Here is a 19,557-nt window from a genome sequence, read left to right on the forward strand (position 1 = left end):
AAAGTTTTCTTTTCTTTGAAGGTAATTTTGCAATTTCTACCATGGCACAGCACTTGAAACACAAGTAGTGCAATAAATCACACATTAACTTCAATAAGAAGTCGATGGAATGTTATAGAAGTAATGAGGATGAACTTATGAAAAACACACTTAAGACACTTACTGGACTAGCAACTGTTGCCTCTATCAGTGCAATGGCTTCGTTTGGTGCCCATGCTCAGTCTAACCAGATTGAAGCAAAAGACAGTGGTTTTTACGTAGGTGGTAATTACGGTTACCTACGCGTTGAAGGTGAAGACGACTTCGACGACGACAAAGACGTATGGCAAGGCCTTGTAGGTTATAAGTTTAACGAATGGGTAGCGATTGAAGGTGGCTACGTCGACTTTGGCGATTACGGTAACGATATCGCTGGCGCTGAAACAGATGGTTACACCGCTGCTATCAAGGGTATTTTGCCACTTACCGAGCGCTTCTCGCTTTATGCTAAAGCGGGTCAGCTATGGTCAGAAACTGAATACAACTTTGCAGGCGTATCACGAGATAACGACGATGAAAGCTTGTTCGTTGGTGCAGGTCTTAGCTACGCGGTAACAAGTAATTTCTTAGTAAACGCTGAATACACCGTTTATGATACTGAATTGGACGCAGATGAAGCGTTCGATGATATCGACGATACCGATTTTGAGACCGATCTAAAACAAGCAAGCATTGGTGTTGAATACCGCTTCTAAGACACGCGCTTGTTAGCGCATAAACTTAGTTAAATAGTTACAAAGCCTTTGCCCTGTGCAAAGGCTTTGTGTTGTTTGTCAGCCATCTATTCGCTGAATGAGTTCCGTCCACTCTCGTATTTTCGAGACTGTCGCTTTCGCAAGATTATCAATATTTTAAGAAGAAAGTGGTGAATTCCCTGCCAAAGCTCTCACTTTATCTTGAAGCTAAAATCGCACCGTCGATGGGTATATAGATGTAGTTTTCTGCGTTTATAAGCTGTGAATATTAAACTCGGTACATTGTGAAAATCTTACAAGCTTTTCTTTCTACTACTACTTCATCTCGAAAAGAAAAAAGCACTTATTATTATATATCATATACTTATACGCCTCATCATTGTGTAGATATCAGGTATGAATTCTGCAGTCTCTAATAGAGATTAATAGAATGAATAACAGGTAAAAGCACATGCAATCAGGTAAGAGCATATTCCAACCAGGCCAAAACTGTTGGGTCGAAAGCAAGGCCCGTTTCTCTACGCCACTCATTGATTGCGGGAATTACTATAAGGCGTTGCACAGTTCAATAGTTAAAGCCAAGCACAGTATCTTTATTGTAGGCTGGGACATAGACAGCCGAATTCGCCTACTAAGAGGCGATGACGAAGCCAATAGCGAAGCCCCCAGTGTAATTAGTGACCTGCTAAAGTGGAAAGCTGAACAACTCCCCGATATTAAGATTTACCTATTGCGGTGGGATTCATCGTTGGCATTTTTCGCTCAGCGAGAAATGTGGGCGAAAGAAGTGTGGGAAGAGAAAACGCCGGATAACGTACAAACTGAACTTGATGGCACAATTCCCATGGGCGGTAGCCAGCATCAAAAAATCGTGGTTATCGACGATGAATTGGTGTTTTCAGGTGGAATGGACGTGTCGACAAATCGCTGGGACACTCGCGACCACCCGGTTGTATCTGAAGAGCGCGACGGCCCAGACGGCGAATATGGCCCCCTTCACGATGTGCAAATGGTATCAAGCGGTCCCGTAGTAGAAGACTTTGCAAAATTAGTTAGATGGCGCTGGCAGCGCGTAGCCGAAGAATCTCCTATTGATATGAGAGAAGACGCGCGGATTGATGATAATGCGCCCCTTCCTGATGCGTGGCCTGAAGATTACCCGCCGCTTTTTGAAAACGTAGAGTGTGCACTTGCCCGTACTATTCCGTTTATGGATGAAGTAGAGCCAGCGCAAGAAGTACGTCACATGCTGCTTGACCTTATCGGCGAAGCCGAATCTGTTATCTATATTGAAAACCAATTCACAACCCGACAGGAGATAGCCGAGGCGCTTAATAAGCAACTTAAGTTAAAGCCTAATCTTTCGGTCATTATTGTGAGCTCTTACGAGCCCAAAGGTAAGTTTGAATGCGAAGCTTTTTGGGCGAGTCGAATTGAATTTAAAGCGATCTTAGAAAAGGGCATCGACCCAGAGCGAGTGAAGCTAACCTACTCTTCCATTGAAGACATGCAAGGCCGCCGCGCTTATAAGCGAATTCATTCAAAAGTGATGACCATTGATAACAAATATCTTGTGATCGGCTCTTCGAATTTAAGCAACCGCTCTATGACCTTAGATACAGAAATAGACACAGTGTTGTTTGGCAATAGCAAGGAAAATCAAGGCTGTATTGAACAGGTGCGTAATGATTTACTTGCTGAGCACACCGGCAGAGATATTGCCGACATGCCGGCTATTTTCGATAACGATTCACCGGTTGAAGCCTTAATGCAGGGGCAAATTGCACATGGCTATGTGCTAACTGAAGTACGTGATGAAGTTTTCACCGAACACTCCGGCCAAAATATGTTTCGTGCACTCTCAGATCCAGAAGAACCTTTGATCTCGGTGCCAACTTTTGATGGCGCGGCCCTACCTGCTCGCAATCCAAGACGTCGAAGCATTATGATTTTGATAGGTCTTGCAATAATTGCCGTGCTAGGTGGGTTAATGTTTTGGGCGAGTCAATCCATTCCGTGGTTGAGCTCGGACAGCATCAATGCCTTTTTAGAAAAAAGCAGGGGCACTTACTTTGCGTTACCCACGGTCCTATTAGTCTATGTTGTTGGCGGTATACTGTTCTTCCCGGTCACCGTACTATCACTGGCTGTCGCCGCTATTTTCGGTCCAATTTGGGGCCCTATTTACGGCATCATGGGGGCACTTATGAGCTCAGCCATTATGTTCGGTGTAGGCAAGCTATCGGGTAATGCTGGGCTTAGAAAAATAGGCGGCCCTAAGGTCGCGGCGGTCGATGAAAAACTGAAACGCAGCGGCATAGTTGGCGTAGCAGCTATCCGGATGTTGCCTGTGGCGCCCTTTAGTTTAGTTAACTTGGTAGCGGGTATTTCGTCAATAGGGATCTTCCAATTCTTGGTAGGGACGTTTTTAGGTATGTTTCCTCCCATGATTGCTAAAGGCTTAGTGGGTGATTCCATCGCGCAAATTTGGCAGAACCCATCGCCTGAAACAATCAGCTATTTAGTTGGCGGTATTGTACTGTGGGGCTTAATGATCTGGGGCTCACAAAAATTCGCTCGATTCTATCAAGCCCGTAAAGAAGCGAAAAGCGACAGCGAAAATGAAGATAGCAGTAGTAAAAGTGAGGTAGAAAAATGTGCCGCATAGTGACTTATAATATTCACAGCGGAATAGGTAGAGACAAAAAGCAAGATTACAAACGCATTGGGCAGTTTCTCGCAAGCAGCGGTGCCGATGTCGTGTTGCTGCAGGAAATGGACACCCGCCCTCCCGAGCGAGATACCGCACAAGATGTTAGAGACATATGTGCCGAAAATACCTTTAAGCTTATACCTTCGCCAGCCATCAGAGAAGCTGATGGCTGGTATGGCAACGCTATACTCACTCGCTACGACGTTTTATCAAACGACACGGTTGATGTAAGCCAAAGCGGGCGACAACCGAGAAATGTGCAAATTGTCGAATTAAAAACAGAGAAAACGCCGCTTACTGTCGTGAATACGCATAAGGGACTAAAAAAACTGGAGCGGCGCTCACAGTTCTCTTTGCTTCATGAGCACCTTTCTCAGCGTCTCAAGGAAAAGCAAACCCCGTTAGTACTGGCTGGAGATTTCAATGAATGGCAGTTTTTTTCTAAAGCATTTAAAGGTTTGAATTCTTTGCTTTTTCAACAAAAAGTCGGCGCTACATTTCCTAGCCATTTCCCCGTCTTTTCGTTAGATAGAGTTTGGGTTACCGATGATATAAAAGTTAAAGCCTGTAGGAAGCTTAAGAATGCTAAAACCAGAGTATATTCCGATCATCTGCCTGTGCTTATCGATATAGAATTGCCTGAATCTCCTGACTAATGACCTGGTTAATCACCCAGCTAGCAAGGTTTAGACAGGGCGTAATATTATGCCGATTGGGCAATAAACGTCGATGACGCAAATTCTAGCGTGCCGCACCAGTGGTTAAGGGTATTTTCTTGCGCCACTACCTGTCTTATAACATCAATGATATGGCCAATGTCTTGCGTCAACTTAACCTGTTTATTGGTTGCCGCTAAGACCGTTCGGTGCATTTCAGGCTGAGTGATTTTAAGCGTGGATACCAGCCCCGATTCTCTAAGGTGAAAGATAGCTGAAGTGGGCAAAATCATTACGCCTTCTCCCTGCATAACCTGTCTTAACCCCGTCATAAGCTGCCCCGAATAAGCCAGATCGTGCTTTAAACTTACCCCCGTCGCTTTTTCATAATCAGCGATAAGCTGGCCTAAGGCGTCTTTATTGCCTGGAGATAAAAGCGGCAGCTCGCTTATCTCCCAAAACTTGATGAACGACTTTTCTCTTAGCTCGGCGTACTGAGAATAGGCCGGTGAAGCGGTGAAAACCAAGTGTAATTCTTCTTGAATAAGCGGCGTTAGGTTCATGAACCTAGGTTCAATAGCCTGTTGGTAGGTCAGCGCGATGTCCACCTGCTTAGATTCAAGCCAATCATTGATAGTGTAAGAAGGCCCGGTACTGATCTCTACTTTTACGTGTTTGTGATTTTTTGTAATTTCAGTTAATAACGGCAGTGAAAGTACATTGCCAATTGAAGGCAGCATACCAATCTTAATTTTTTTGTGCTGTGCCGGGTGAAATGCCTCCATGGCTAACTTTACATTATCTATTTCATCTGCAATTTTCTCGGCGTGCTTGTAAAATACTTTTCCCGCAGGCGTAAGGTTAACCCCAGAAAAGCTTCTTTCAAGTAACGTGGCTTTTACTTCCCTTTCTAAACTTGCTATTTGCTGACTTATAGCCGGCTGCGCTATATCTAACGCTCTGGCGGCAGCCGCAATACTTCCCTTTTGTACCGTCGTTATAAAATAATGCAGCTGTTTAGAATGCACTCGTCCCCCTTAATAAACCCGCAGCAAATATAGATTGCGCTTGGCCCCAAATCGATTGATTTGACAGTATGCGCACTGTGGTTTAACGCAAGCTATATGCCATTCCACTCAGTTATATGCAGAAAATTTGTAAAAATTGCGGGGAAATGGGAGAGACAAAAAATCTGATGCAGCTTAATACTTAAGTCTAACACCAAGTAAAATGGGCCGTTCGCTTAGGGTCAATACTTTTCTTATACCCCTGAATATTCTTCTTTCTTCCGCGAGCGCGAAAGAGTTTTTAGCCTAGACCCTGTACACGAGTTACACAACAACAATAACAAGATGCAATACGCATCAATGTGGTGCTCGTGCGTGCCTAAAAAGAGTGCAGATTTAAACAATCCACATTCACAAATTAAGTAGCAATAAGCACGATTGGGAACACTGATGAAACAAAAGAAACTCCACACTGCAGTACGTTACGCACTTACCGGGTTAACCCTTTTTACCACGTCAATGCTTGCACAAGCGCAAGAAGTTACAGAAGAAACCGCCGAAGCGAAAGACTTAGAACGCATCGCCGTTGTTGGGGCGCGAGGCGCGCCACGGTCGGTGACCAGTTCTCCTGTGCCGGTTGATGTATTAACCGCAGAAGACGTAGAGGCAGTAGCTTTTACCGATATGAACAACGTTCTTATGACCTTGGTTCCCTCTTACTCCGTTGGCCGTCAGCCTATATCTGACGGTGGAACCTTTATTCGCCCCGCAACACTTCGTGGCATGCCTACCGATAAAACCTTGGTACTGGTTAACTCTAAGCGACGCCATAGAGCAGCACTTGTTTCTATTGGCGGCTCGGGTACACAGGGCCCAGACATTGCAACTATCCCCACAGCAGCCATTAAAACGGTAGAAGTACTTCGAGACGGCGCGGCAGCGCAATACGGTTCAGATGCTATCGCTGGTGTTATTAACTTCCAGCTTAAAGACAACACGGAAGGCGGTTCTTTTACCGCTGATTATGGCACGTACTATGAAGGTGACGGTGACCAAATAACCGTTACCGGCAATAAAGGTTTTGCCCTTGGTGACGATGGCTTTTTAAGTATCTCAGCAGAATATTCAGATAGCGAAGCAACATTTAGGGGTGAACAGTATTGTGAGCCGTGGTTCTGTGTTGACGAGCAATCAGAACAGTATATTGCCGATGCAACAGCCATGGCCAATAGTGTACATGGTTCAGACGTGGTACAGCCGTGGGGACAACCGAATACAAGCGGTACGCGGGTATTTGTGAATGCGGGCTACGCCTTGTCCCCTGAAGCTGAGCTTTATGCTTTTGGTAACTACTCAGAAAGTGAAGGCGATGGTTCGTTCTACTATCGCTATCCAGGCAACGGTACAATTGAAGATATTCGCCTTGAAGACGGCTCTATCTGGAACCCAACCGAATTCTTTCCCGGAGGATTTACGCCGCGCTTCTTTGGTGACGTAACCGATTACTCTTTTGTAGGCGGTATCAAAGGTATGTCGGGCGACCTTACCTATGATATTAGTGGACGTTACGGAAATAATGAAATTTCCTATACCCTTGCCAATACAATAAACCCATCATTAGGCAACATGTCACCCACCTCTTTCGAGCCGGGCGACCTCACCAATGAAGAAACACAAATACAAGCTGACTTTACCTACGACCTTAGCGAGTACGTTCTTGCCTTTGGCGCAAGTTACTTAGATGAGTCATATGAAATATCTGAAGGTGAAGAAGCATCGTACTTTGCCGGTCCTTACGCAACGTCCGACCCTTACGGATTCTGTGACGGAACCACAGCAACGGCTGCGGGCCTATCTGTCATTGCAGCAGGTTCCTCACTAGATTGTTCTGACCCAGACGACGCCGTTTATACTGTAGTAGGCGTTGGCTCTAACGGCTTCCCTGGATACTCTCCAGATTACTCAGGTTCGTACGAACGTGACTCCTATGCCGTTTATACCGACATTTCAGGTGATATTACCGATGAACTTTTTGCCCAGGCAGCACTGCGATATGAGGATTATTCGGACTTTGGTTCTGAGGTGGTATACAAAGTCGCAGGGTTCTACCAACTAACGGATGATGTAGGCTTTAGATCGTCATTTGGTACAGGTTTTAGAGCGCCTACACCCGGCCAGCAAGGCACAACTAACGTTTCTACTCGCTTGCCAGATGGCTTCCCTGTTGCAACAGGTTTATTCCCAGCGGGTGGTGATGTAGCGCAAGCCCTTGGTGCCGAAGCGCTCTCGCCTGAAAAGTCGACTAACTTCACGTTGGGTATGACTGCTAACTACGGCGACTTAACGCTTACTGTCGACTACTACAACATTAAGCTAGAAGACCGACTTTACTCGGTTTCTACACGCGATGTTTCAACCACAGTGGTCAGCGACCCTGACGCCGATGGCTATGATGCATACCAAAACTACCTTGCGCTTTCAGGTGCGAATGTATCGGGCGCCGAATCTATTGGTGGCGTGTTCTTCTTCCAAAACGCCTTCGATACGGTAACCGAAGGGGTCGACGTAGTTGCCACCTACAAAATGGAGTCTAAATACGGCGCTACAGTGTTAACCGGCTCTGTGAACTACAACAAAACAGAGTTTGACTCTGACCCTAGTGAATACCTTGATGCTGAAGATCAGTTCGACTTTGAAAACAGTCGCCCTGAAATGCGCGGTGTGTTCTCAGTGACACATAGCTACGACGTATGGTCTGCCGTTGCTCGCTTGAGTTATTTCGGCGAGTACGAAAATGCGGGTAGCGATGATGGAGAAAACGCGACGAGTATTCAAACATTCGGCGATGAGTTCATGTTCGATATTGAAGGGTCTTATCTCATTAACGAAAACCTCACGTTATCAGTAGGCGTGAGAAATCTCTTCGATAACTACCCCGACGTTAGCACTAATGGCGACGCCTGTTGTGGTGAAGTTTATGACTCTGGCTCGGTTGTCGATTGGCAAGGGGGGTATTATTACACCCGACTCGCCGCTCGCTTCTAATGCACTCTCGCTAACACCGACTGTTGTCGGTGTTAGCGTTTTAATTAACTGTATATAAGAAAAACGTTAAAGGTCACTCATGTTTTTAGCTAGCGTTTTAATTAACTGTATATAAGAAAAACGTTAAAGGTCACTCATGTTTTTAGCTGTTTTAAGCGGAGAAGAAAGCAGATGGAATTAGAACTACTGTGGTTTGTAGTTACTTTATGTATTACCGGTACTATTGCAGGCATTACAGCAGGCCTATTTGGTAATGGCGGTGGGTTTGTGGTTGTGCCGGCATTGCTTGCCGTTTTTCCCTTTTTTACTCCCCCTTCAGAAGCATTGGTTAAAGTTGCAATAGGGACGTCTTTAGCGTCTATCGTTGTTTCTAGTGCTCGGTCTGTGATGGCGCACCGTGCGAAAGGCGCTGTTGATTTTGACATTCTTCGCTCGTGGAGTATATGGCTTATTCTTGGCGTTGGCGGTGGGTTACTGATTGCTAACAACTCAAGCGCCAACGGGCTAACCGTTGTATTCGCTGCAGGCGTTCTACTATATTCGGTCTATTTTCTTTTCCCTGAGTTCGTCGTGCGACCCGGGCTTGTTTTCAACATGCCTAAGGGTATTGGTAAAGCTGTGCTGGCGTTTGTACTCGGCGGCTTTTCTGCATTACTTGGTATAGGCGGCGGCACCCCTACTGTTATCACCATGGTTATGTGTCAGCGAACCATACAGCAAGCGGTAGCAACCGCAGCTGGCGTAGGCTTTTTAATTGGTCTTCCAGGTGCGATAGGCTTTTTGTTCATGAAGCATCCCGACACTGCCTCACTTCCGGTAGGCACCATCGGTTACATCAATATTCCCGCCCTTGTTGCAATTAGTATTGGTGCGATCTTCACCGCGCCAATTGGCGCCAAGATGGCGCACAACTTCAGCGAGAAGAAGTTAAAACGCTTATTTGGTATTTACCTCGTTATTGTATCGAGCGCCATGTTTTATAAAGCCATATAAATAGTTTAAAAAGGAGAAAAACCGTGAGTTATAACCGTTCAAGACGTTTATTTATCGGTGGCTCTGTAGCCGCGTCGGCGATAGGCGCAAGTGGATTAAGCAATCTAGTTAGTGCGCAGTCTGTAGAAGCCGCTGCGAGTCAGCCCGCTGTTATATACGGCCCAAAGCCAGGCGTTGCAAAGCTCAATGCCAATGAAAACCCTTTTGGCCCAAGCCCTGCAGCACTAGAAGCAATTGCCACCGCGTCAGCCCAAGGTGGCGCTTATTATGCGTACCCCGCCGCTATGACACTTCTCGATATGATTGCAGAACGTCACGGCATTACGCGTAAGCATATTTCATTGAGTGCGGGTTCAAGCCCAATACTGTCTTATGCCGCCGTTGCAGCGAGTAAAAATGGAAAAATTCTTGGCCCAGATCTCTTTTGGGATACTACCTCTAAAGCCCCTGAAAAGCAGGGTGCACCCGAGATAATGAGAATTGCCAACACCGCCGAACTCGATATTGACCTTGATGCGATGTACGCCGCCATCGATGACTCAATTGGAATGGTACATATTTGTAATCCAAACAATCCGACCGGTAAAGTACTCGACCCTAATAAGCTACGAGATTTCTGCATAAAAGCATCTAAGAAAACCCTCGTATTGGTTGATGAAGCCTATAATGAACTTATCGACGAACCGCCAAAGCACACCATGATCCCGCTGGTTAAAGCCGGCCATAATGTCATTGTTGCGCGTACGTTTTCTAAAATCTACGGCCTTGCAGGCATGCGAGTTGGTTACCTCATCGCCTCTGAAGAAAACACTGAATGGATTAATCGCTATGGAATGGGCGGATATACATTAAACCAAGCCGGTCTTGCCGCCGCAATTGCTAGCTACAACGATGATGCCTTTTTAACTTTTTCAAAAGAAAAAATTTATGAGGGTAAGGCAATGGTTATGGACGCGGTTAAAGCCAACGGTTTGACGGCACTGCCATCAAGTACTAACTTTATTTTCGTGAACTTAGGCGATGGTAACGCTGAGTATTTTCGCCAAGCGATGGCTGAGAAAGACGTGCTAATACGAGGAATTTATCGCACTTACCATAATTGGTCGCGCGTAAGTATGGGTAAAATCGCCGACGTTAAACGTTATGTTGATGCCATGCCCGCGGCACTCGATAAGATGTACACCATGCAAAATACCTAAAATGTTGTGGTGTGTACCGGGTGTCGGTTCACACCCTTACTTCCCCCCTACAATTAACGCTTTATTCAATTCAACTAAAAGTCTAATACGCACAAAAGTCACCTCTGTCATATACTCAAGATGTTGTATTGCTGCTCATCGCCCCCCGAGCAATAAAATTTAAAGGTATTGTTGCAGTAACGCTAAAACTGCACATACTTTACTAAAACGGCATATCACAAAAATGCCAATAAAGGAGGCTGTAAATGTCACTTTCTGTCTTAGTTGCTGATGATTCAAAACTGTCGAGGCGTAGCGTTATACGGGCACTTCCCGAAGATCTTGAATACAATATTACTGAAGCAACCAATGGCCAAGAAGCTATAGATGCCTTATCAGAGAGTAACTTTGCGCTCGTTCTATTAGATCTCACTATGCCTGAAGTAGACGGTGTAGGCGTATTAGAGTTTCTGCACGAAAAGACAGACGCGCCGAATGTCATTGTTATCAGCGCAGACTTTCAACCTGAAAAGCAAAAAATTGTTTTATCTCTCGGAGCTAAGCGTTTTCTTCGCAAACCCTTAGATAAAGAAGAATTAGCAATGACGCTGTTTGAGTTGGGGTATCTATGAGCATCGTATTACCACTAGATGAAGAGCAAAGAGATGCGCTTCAGGAATTGCTGAATATTTCTATGGGGCAAGCGGCAAACTCGCTCGCTCAGTTAATTGAAACCAAGATAGATATTTCTATTCCCAAAATTTCGGCAGTCACCCCTACACAACTGTATGGACTATTGTTTGAAACTGAAGGGGCTTTTTACACCCGCCAGTCGTTTTTAGGAGACGTTCACGGTGAAGTGATGTCCGTACTCTCTCAGGCGGGTTTGACAGAAGTTGCCACCTTGATGGATTACGAAGACCCATTAAGTGAAGAGGACATTCAGGAAATTATATTAGAACTGTGCAACATCTTAGCGGGGGCTTGCTTAGCGGGTCTTTCGGAACAATTAGAGCTGACGACTAACTTGAATATGCCTACCCTGTTTCAACCCGATAAGAGCAATTTCGACGATTTAAAGTGGCAACATAGTTTAGTCATGGAAGTCCAATTCGTTATTGCTATCTCTTCGTTTAGCATGCGCGTGGTTTTCTGCCTCGACGATGAATCGCTTGCTCGAATAAAAAATACGCTGGATGAGTTGCTCGCATAATGTTTGAACAGCTGGTAGGTAAATTACCTGTCGGAATAGGCATAGTTGATGAGCAGTTTAACGTTGTTTACTTGAATGATTTTTTTCTAGATAGACTGCCTCACGATTTGCGAGACTGCTACAAAGACACACCGGTTACAGACCTATTCCAAGGGCAAGCGAAGTTTTTAAAACGCAGATTAAAATCGGTGTTTGTGCTGCAGCACCCAAGCTTTAGTTACTGGGAGCAGCGCCCTCATATATTTCCATTTAAAAGCTCTCGCCCCATTACGGGTGAAGAAACGCAGATGTATCAGAATATGGAAATTCTCCCCATCAAAGACAAAAGTTCAGGTCAGAAGTTAGCGTGTATCTTCTTACAAGATGTTACAGCCCAGGCTAGCTACTTTAGAGCGCAGCAAAAACTGTCTGAAGCGCTAAAAAAAGAACATGAAGCTCAACGAAAGCTCATTCGTAAACTTGACACAGCACAAAGCCAACTTATTCAGGCTGAAAAAATGGCGTCTACCGGGCAACTTGCGGCTGGGATTGCCCATGAGATCAATAACCCGGTTGGTTTTGTTAACGCAAATCTAAATACTTTAGGACAATACGCGTCTCACCTAATCTCTATCTGTGATGGTGTTTATGCACAGCTTGAACAGTTTAACGACGAACTTAAAGAGCAAATCGACGCCTTATTTCAATCGAATCACTACGACTTGTTAAAAGAAGACATCACAGAGTTAATTGAAGAATCTACCGATGGCCTCACCCGAGTAAAAGACATTGTTGAAAACCTTAAAAACTTTTCTTTGAAAAATACAGAAGGGGTTCGAACTGTCGATGTGTGCACAATATGCAACCAATTGATTACGCTAATTTCAGCGCAATATAGTGCGCCACACTATAAGTTTGAATGTGAGCACGAAAAAGTCGAGGTGATGGGAAACCCCGGGCCTTTGAAACAAGCCTTAATGAACGTCATGATTAACGCGGCTCAAGCCATTGAAACGAAAGGGTTTGTAAAATTGAGTGTTATCGAAAAAGGAGATTCGGTAGTGATTAAAATTCTCGATTCAGGGTGCGGTATTCCAGTTAAGCACCGAAAGCGGCTGTTTGAGCCTTTTTTCACTACAAAACCTGAGGGACAAGGCCAGGGGTTAGGGTTATCCGTAGCCTATACCGCGATAGAACAGCACCAAGGTAAGATATCGATAAGCAGCAAAGAAAATAAAGGAACCGTAGTGGAAATAACCATTCCCAAACAGTTATCTTGCTTGGAAAATGAGAGTATAGACAGTGAGCTCGATAGCCCACTCACGCCCTAATTCATGCATTTAACTCTCGGGTTAAGCAGGCTAAACACACCCTTGAGCATTCTCTATCGTCTTGAAAGTTAACTAGCGAGCTGCTTGGTCTGGTTTGCTTTGAACTCAAACTGCCCTTTGCTATTTACACTTCGACTGATCACCCCTTGGTTCAGTAAGTAGTTTAAGTGCGACAAACACTCGGCCACAGCGAACACCATATTTCGGCTAGATAGTTTCCGTTTGAACAGCACCGGCAACAAATTAACGGCAGTTTGCGGCTGTTCACACGCATTTACCAATGCGTTTAAATGGTCATGGTGATGAGCTAACAGGGTGTCGACGCGCTCATGAAGGCCAATGAACGGAAGCTTATGAGCAGGTAGAACTGTGGCATCCTTTGGCAGTGATTTGAATTTGGGTAGCGTATTAAGATAATCATCTAACGTATTAGCATCGGGCTCAGTGGAATATGCGCCTATATTGGGGGTGATAATGGGTAAAATATGATCCCCTGAAATCAAAATATTTTTTTGTTCGCTATATAAACAAGCGTGCTCGGGAGAGTGACCGCGCCCAATCATGACCTTCCATTGATTATCACCTAACGCTAATTCCATCTGGTCTTTAAGCCTGGTATAGCTAATGGGTAACGGCGACACTACACTGCTGTAGCCGTTGCCCTCTGTCGCTGTCAGCTTCTCAATCATTACCTCGTCAAGGCCGGCGCGCTGGTAGTAAAGCACGTCTCTTTCATTTGTAGCTCCGTTCCTCCCAGCCGCAAATGCGCGAGCAGTGAAATACTCGGTTTGCGTCATGTAAAACGGAACCTTAAAAGTGTCGGCTATCCAGCCTGCCAGACCCACATGGTCAGGGTGCAAGTGCGTCACTATAACCCCAACTATAGGGCCGTCCAGCTGCTCGAAAATACGCTGCCATAATGACTTGGTGGTAGTCGTTCCTATACCAGTATCGACCACTACCCAGCCCCCGTCCCCCCGAATTAGGTAAAGGTTTATATGGTCTAATTCAAAAGGTAGAGGCATGGTCAGCCACAGTACGCCTTCGGCAATTTCGATTAGCTTACCCGGCTCAACCTGTTTCTCGTAAAGATATTCCATATCGCCCTCACCTACTTTACTTATGCTTACCGCTTTCGCATACGCTTGTTGTGTAAGCTTGTTTGTATTAGTTTGGTTCTAACCCGCCCTGTATTGAAAAACAAACATATCTGTCGAATAGAGATCTATAGGAGTTGGTGATAACAAACGGTATACTCGCTCCTGATGCTTGTTATAGCGCTTGATAAACGTAATTAACGCATTATTACCTTCACTCATTAAACGCCTTTCACTCAAACGGACACATGCAAGCTTCATCAATTCAGCAAGGATTTATACTCAATAAAGGTACCTTCACACTACGTGGCAAAGTCTACGTAGAACTGTGGGTTAAAACGCCGACAGGTACCGTTAGGTTAATATCTGCGCCCCAAGCCCCCACGTGTTTTGTGGCATTGGAGCATGTTGAAGCGTTACAGAGCATCGCACAACGGGTTCCGGCCACATTAGACATTAAGAATGACGGCTTTAATACGCTAGAACAAAAGCAAGTGGCCACGGTTAAAACCGCGACTGAGTCTCACATGCACCAGCTACGTCAGCTTGCACGAGAGGCAAATATTGTACTGTACGAAGCCGACATCCGTGTGGCTGATCGCTATTTAATGGAAAGGTTTGTGTATGGCGCGGTTGAATTTATCGGGCCTAACGCCGGCGCTGATAGCTCACCGACAACAGTAATTGAAAATGCACAAATACGCCCCTGTCACTTTCGAACACGCTTCTCTTCTCTAAGCATAGATATTGAGTGTGACGAACATGAAATGCTGTTTAGTATTGCTTTAGCCGGTGAAGGGGTAAACCTTGTGCTCCTTGTTTGCCCACCAACTTTTGAAAAGCGGGGTGTGGAGCAGCGAAACGACAAGCCATACCAACTACTAGTGCTTAATTCGGAAAAAGAGCTACTACACGCGTTTTTTCACCATGTTACCTCCTACGACCCCGACATTATTTTAGGATGGAATGTTAAGCAGTTCGACATGGCAGTACTTGCTCGAAGGGCCAAAGCGAATAGACTCAAATTTACCCTTGGCCGCCATGAACGCGAAGCTTCAGTCAGACAATGGGAAGATCAAACCTTGGTTGATGTACCAGGGCGCTGTGTAATAGATGGCATTGAAGCACTTAAAACAATGACCTATCAGTTTGAGTCGTTCTCGTTAGATAACGTTTCAGAGGCACTGTTAGGTGAAAACAAACTTATTCAAGAGACCGACAAATTAGCGGCGATAAAACGTTTATATCATGAAGACCCCATTGCGCTGGCCGACTATAACTATAAAGACACGGAGCTGGTAAACCGCATACAGGAGCAAACCCAATTTATCGACTTCCTCGCGTTGCGAAGCATACTGACGGGGTTGGATATGACGAGGCCCGGCGGGTCGGTGGCGGCATTTTTGAACGTATACTTACCTAAACTTCATCGCAAATCTTATATTGCTGGCGTTAGACCTGAAAATGGCGGGTTAGCGAGCCCAGGTGGCTATGTCATGCGGTCACAGCCTGGCCTCTACAAAGATGTATTAGTTCTCGACTTTAAAAGTCTATACCCTTCTATTATACGTACATTCAAAATTGACCCCATGGGGTTGGCTGAAGGATTGAAATCGCCTAAACATGCTATAGAAGGGTTCAAAGGCGCGGTATTCAGTCGTACCTCCCACTTTTTGCCTACTATCATTGAGAACTTATGGTTGCAGCGTGACGAGGCGAAAAAGCAAAAGGATGCACCTCGTTCACAAGCGATTAAAATATTAATGAATTCGTTTTACGGTGTACTAGGTAGTGGTGGCTGCCCCTTTTACGATCCCCGCCTTGCGAGTTCTATCACTTTACGTGGACATGAGATCATGCAAACCACTGCCGGATGGATAGAAGAACTCGGTTATACCGTCATTTACGGTGATACCGACTCGACCTTTGTTCACGTAGAAGGTAACGGCACATTGGGTACGCCCACAGAAACGGGTATTAAGCTTGCACAAATCATCAACGAAAAATGGTCGGCACTACTTAAAGACCGCTATGACATTGCTTGTCACTTAGAGATTGAATTCGAGTCTCACTTTTCAACGTTTTTTATGCCTACGATTAGGGGCTCTACCGAAGGAAGTAAAAAACGTTACGCGGGAATGAAAGACGGACAACTAACCTTTAAAGGCTTAGAAAACGTGCGCTCAGACTGGACAACTCTGGCTAAAACGTTTCAATACGAACTGTACGAACGGGTATTCACTGGTCAACCTGTAGAGAGCTATATAAGTGACATGCTAAACGCGGTTAAAGCAGGGGAACTTGATGATGATTTAGTGTACAAAAAGCGCTTAAGAAAACCGTTGTCTTCTTATATTAAATCACTTCCCCCCCATGTAAAAGCTGCGCGGCGAGCTGATGAGCATTTTAAAGAGCAAGGGTTGCCATTGCGCTATCAAACAAACACAACAATTGCCTATGTGATTACAGTTCAAGGCCCGCAGACTGTGGAAACCGCGTTCGTCCCCCTTGACTATGATCATTATATCGAAAAGCAAATAAAGCCTATTGCGGAAAGCATACTACCTCTTATCTCGTTAAACTTTGAACAGATTGCTAACGATCAACTTACCTTATTCTAGCGTTAGCTTGCGTATGAAGATCTTTCATGCTGCGTGACAATTTAACAAAAATATTACACTCCTCGCACAGTCAAAAAACCGTTTTTCTCATTTATTTCATTAGCTTATTTCATTGGCACGACAAGTGAATAAAAGATAAGTGAGTAGCTAAATAGGTTTGATCGAAGTTTTTACTTCAATCAACATGCGTTCAATTTAGTGGTTAGGGCAATTGATCGCCCGTGTTCGCAAAGAGAAACAGAAGGAGTTTGATTATGAAGATCACAAAGTTAAGTATGATTACTAGTGCTGTTGTCGCTGCTACACTGTCAACATCAGCATTTGCAGGTCACCATGAAGAAAAGATCACTATGGGCTTCAACGCACTCGATAAAGACAGCAATGGTTACATTGTTGGCTCAGAGTCATCAGGTGCTATCGACAGCAAATTGGTCTCTAAAATGGACACTGATGGAGATAGCATGGTTAGCCGTACAGAATTCAACACGTTTGTTGATGAGAAACCGTCAATGTTTAGCGACGAGATTATCACTCAAGTACAGACAGAAGGAACCAATGACGCGGCGCTAACTGAGAAAGGCAACCCTGAGCTCTTTTCTAAAGCAGATAACGAAATGATCTCAGAAAAGAATAAGGAGTTGCGTACTGAAATGTCAGCGACCGCAAACGCTAAGTTCACTGAAATCGACATGGATAGCGACGGCAAAATCAGCGAGACCGAACTTGACGTAGCGGACGTTGAAGGCGACTTTGAATCGATGGATGAAGATGGTGATTCATATATTACGCGCATGGAATACCGCACCTATTTTGAAGAAATCGAATCAGAATAGTTCGGCGTAAATTTGTTGTAGTTTCCCGATTTTATGCCCCGCTAACTAAGCGGGGCTTTTTTTGCTTAATAGGTCTTTCCTGTATGAGAGACAGTGCTTTAGACCTCATTTCTTTATTATCACCTGCGACGAAATACAAAATATTGTCGCTGAACGACGCCATATAAGACTAACATCTTGTCGACAAAACCCACTTGCAACAATATTGTTAATAATTATTAAAATATATGTTTACCACGCTATTTTTTTAGCGTTTTACGTGTGTATTTTAAACGCGCTATTAATTTGAATAGCGTACCTCAAAACTAACAGTGTTTCTCTACAGCAGATGCGTACGCGCATGGAGGCAAATTATGATGGAATCAGACAGCTTACCTAACACTTCGTTTCCTCTTCCAAAAAGTGAGTTTATAGGGCCTAAGAATGCAGAACTAACTTCACTGACGATTGGTCAGTACTTCAAAAGAGTTGTCGACAATTACACAGACCACCCAGCCATTGTTGTTCGACATCAGAACATTAATTGGACGTATAAAGAGTACTGGCTTCAAATCGAACGAGTAGCGTGTGGATTGCTTGCTAACGGTGTAGAACCAGGTGATAGAGTAGGTATTTGGTCACCCAACAATATAGAGTGGTCTATTGTGCAAATGGCTACAGCACGTATTGGCGCAATAATGGTGTGCCTAAATCCAGCTTACCGCCCAAATGAACTCGCGTTTGCCATAAATAATGTTCAGGTTAAATACCTTGTCATGGCCCAATCTTTTAAACAGTCTAACTACGTAGCGATGTTAAAAGAACTTGCCCCTGAAATAGAGGATGATAGAAACGACTCCCTAGCGCAGCCACTTTCTCTTTCAATGTTACCGTCACTTAAGTTTATCTACACTATAGGTGACCAACCAGTAGACGGACTACTCCCCTTTTCAGCCCTGCAGAGAGAGCCGACAGAGTCATTGCGTATTAAACTTACAGAGATAGAAGCTGAACTGAGCGCAGACGATAACATTAATATTCAGTTTACTTCTGGGACCACAGGAAACCCTAAGGGCGCTACGTTAACACACCGAAATATTCTCAATAACGGATTACTTGTGGCCCAAGCCATGCGCTTCACACACAAAGATAAGCTATGTATACCCGTTCCGCTTTACCATTGCTTTGGAATGGTGTTGGGTAATTTGGTGTGCTTAGCATCTGGGGCTTGTGCCGTCTTTCCTGGTGAATCATTCGCCCCTGAAACTACACTTCGTACTGTGGAGGAAGAAAAATGCACCGCGTTGCATGGGGTTCCAACTATGTTTATCGCTGAGCTAGAGCTACCGAACTTTAAAGAATTTGATTTATCGACATTACGGACGGGAGTAATGGCTGGCAGTACTTGCCCAGAAGAGCTTATGCGCAAAGTGCATAGTGAGTTCAATATGACCGAAGTGGTTATAGGTTACGGACAAACGGAATGCAGCCCTATTAATCATATTACCGACATAGACTCCCCTTTCGAGAAGCAAGTGAAGACCGTAGGCCGTGCAATGCCTCATACTGAAGTTAAAATTATTGACGCTAAGGGTAATACGTTACCAATTGGTGAGCCAGGAGAAATTTGCGCGAAAGGTTATTGTGTAATGAAAGGCTACTGGGGAGATGAAGCTAAGACAAAAGCAACGATTGATGATGAAGGTTGGTTACACTCTGGTGACCTCGGTGAAATGGACGACGAAGGATATGTCACCATAGTAGGACGGATAAAAGATATGATCATCCGCGGTGGTGAAAATATCTATCCGCGAGAGATAGAAGAGGTATTGTATCAACACAACGACGTATCTGATGCCGCCGTATTTGGTATTCCAGACGATAGATACGGAGAACAAGTTTGTCTTTGGATAAAAGCTAAAGAAAATCGTCACATTGATGAAGAAAAGATACGTGAGTATCTTAAGTCTAAGCTAGCTTACTTTAAGGTTCCAAAATACATAAATGTAGTACAAGACTATCCCATGACGGTCACAGGCAAACTACAGAAGTTTAAAATGCGCGAACACATGATAGAAACACTGAAGAAACAAGCATTAAAAACTGAAGCATAACCCCATAATTTCCTTTCTCCCAAACACAAAAAACCCGCCGTTAGGCGGGTTTAGTGGTGCAAAA

General features: G+C 44.6%; 14 protein-coding genes. 12 read left to right on the plus strand and 2 right to left on the minus strand.

Annotated features, from left to right (window positions below; translation table 11 throughout):
* Positions 1-137 precede the first annotated feature (137 nt).
* The 3 genes from MADE_RS16265 (at position 138) to MADE_RS16275 (ending at position 4,103) form a co-directional block, all read left to right on the plus strand.
* Entirely contained in the window at positions 138-734 is a 597-nt protein-coding gene (locus MADE_RS16265; RefSeq protein WP_012519734.1) for a porin family protein, read from the plus strand.
* Positions 735-1,185: 451 nt separating this feature from the next.
* The gene (locus MADE_RS16270; RefSeq protein WP_012519735.1) at positions 1,186-3,402 is read left to right on the plus strand and encodes a VTT domain-containing protein; all 2,217 of its coding nucleotides are present in this window, start codon (positions 1,186-1,188) and stop codon (positions 3,400-3,402) included.
* The gene (locus MADE_RS16275) at positions 3,390-4,103 is read left to right on the plus strand and encodes an endonuclease/exonuclease/phosphatase family protein (RefSeq protein WP_012519736.1); all 714 of its coding nucleotides are present in this window, start codon (positions 3,390-3,392) and stop codon (positions 4,101-4,103) included. Before MADE_RS16270 ends, MADE_RS16275 begins: the two co-directional genes overlap by 13 nt.
* A gap of 47 nt (positions 4,104-4,150) precedes the next feature.
* Here the strand turns inward: MADE_RS16275 and MADE_RS16280 are convergent, their stop codons facing one another.
* Entirely contained in the window at positions 4,151-5,131 is a 981-nt protein-coding gene (locus tag MADE_RS16280; RefSeq protein ID WP_012519737.1) for a LysR family transcriptional regulator, read from the minus strand.
* A 429-nt stretch (positions 5,132-5,560) separates the two neighbouring features.
* Here MADE_RS16280 and MADE_RS16285 point away from each other — a divergent pair, with 429 nt between their 5' ends.
* The 6 genes from MADE_RS16285 (at position 5,561) to MADE_RS16310 (ending at position 12,849) form a co-directional block, all read left to right on the plus strand.
* Positions 5,561-8,155 carry a TonB-dependent receptor plug domain-containing protein gene (locus tag MADE_RS16285; RefSeq protein ID WP_012519738.1) on the plus strand — a complete coding sequence of 865 codons (2,595 nt, stop codon included), beginning with the start codon at positions 5,561-5,563 and terminating at the stop codon, positions 8,153-8,155.
* Positions 8,156-8,326: 171 nt separating this feature from the next.
* On the plus strand, positions 8,327-9,148 hold the full coding sequence (locus MADE_RS16290) for a sulfite exporter TauE/SafE family protein (RefSeq protein ID WP_012519739.1): 822 nt from the start codon (positions 8,327-8,329) through the stop codon (positions 9,146-9,148).
* A 23-nt stretch (positions 9,149-9,171) separates the two neighbouring features.
* On the plus strand, positions 9,172-10,347 hold the full coding sequence (locus MADE_RS16295; RefSeq protein WP_012519740.1) for a pyridoxal phosphate-dependent aminotransferase: 1,176 nt from the start codon (positions 9,172-9,174) through the stop codon (positions 10,345-10,347).
* Positions 10,348-10,592: 245 nt separating this feature from the next.
* Entirely contained in the window at positions 10,593-10,958 is a 366-nt protein-coding gene (locus MADE_RS16300) for a response regulator (RefSeq protein WP_012519741.1), read from the plus strand.
* On the plus strand, positions 10,955-11,539 hold the full coding sequence (locus MADE_RS16305; protein ID WP_012519742.1) for a chemotaxis protein CheX: 585 nt from the start codon (positions 10,955-10,957) through the stop codon (positions 11,537-11,539). The genes MADE_RS16300 and MADE_RS16305 overlap by 4 nt, the downstream gene beginning before the upstream one ends.
* Positions 11,539-12,849, plus strand: a complete 1,311-nt coding sequence (locus tag MADE_RS16310) for a sensor histidine kinase (RefSeq protein ID WP_012519743.1) — start codon at positions 11,539-11,541, stop codon at positions 12,847-12,849. The genes MADE_RS16305 and MADE_RS16310 overlap by 1 nt, the downstream gene beginning before the upstream one ends.
* 68 nt (positions 12,850-12,917) lie before the next feature.
* Here MADE_RS16310 and MADE_RS16315 read toward each other — a convergent pair whose 3' ends face one another.
* Positions 12,918-13,949 (minus strand): MBL fold metallo-hydrolase, encoded by a 1,032-nt coding sequence (locus tag MADE_RS16315; protein ID WP_012519744.1) that lies wholly within the window; start codon positions 13,947-13,949, stop codon positions 12,918-12,920.
* 245 nt (positions 13,950-14,194) lie between these two features.
* On the opposite strand from MADE_RS16315, the gene MADE_RS16320 reads away from it, so the two are divergent.
* The 3 genes from MADE_RS16320 to MADE_RS16330 all read left to right on the plus strand — a co-directional run bounded on the left by MADE_RS16320 (position 14,195) and on the right by MADE_RS16330 (position 19,493).
* On the plus strand, positions 14,195-16,567 hold the full coding sequence (locus MADE_RS16320; protein WP_012519745.1) for a DNA polymerase II: 2,373 nt from the start codon (positions 14,195-14,197) through the stop codon (positions 16,565-16,567).
* A 254-nt stretch (positions 16,568-16,821) separates the two neighbouring features.
* Entirely contained in the window at positions 16,822-17,400 is a 579-nt protein-coding gene (locus MADE_RS16325; RefSeq protein WP_012519746.1) for an EF-hand domain-containing protein, read from the plus strand.
* A gap of 353 nt (positions 17,401-17,753) precedes the next feature.
* Positions 17,754-19,493: an AMP-binding protein gene (locus MADE_RS16330; RefSeq protein ID WP_012519747.1), complete on the plus strand. Its 1,740-nt coding sequence runs from the start codon at positions 17,754-17,756 to the stop codon at positions 19,491-19,493.
* Positions 19,494-19,557: the final 64 nt, after the last annotated feature.

It is taken from the genome of Alteromonas mediterranea DE, assembly GCF_000020585.3.
GTDB lineage: Bacteria > Pseudomonadota > Gammaproteobacteria > Enterobacterales > Alteromonadaceae > Alteromonas > Alteromonas mediterranea.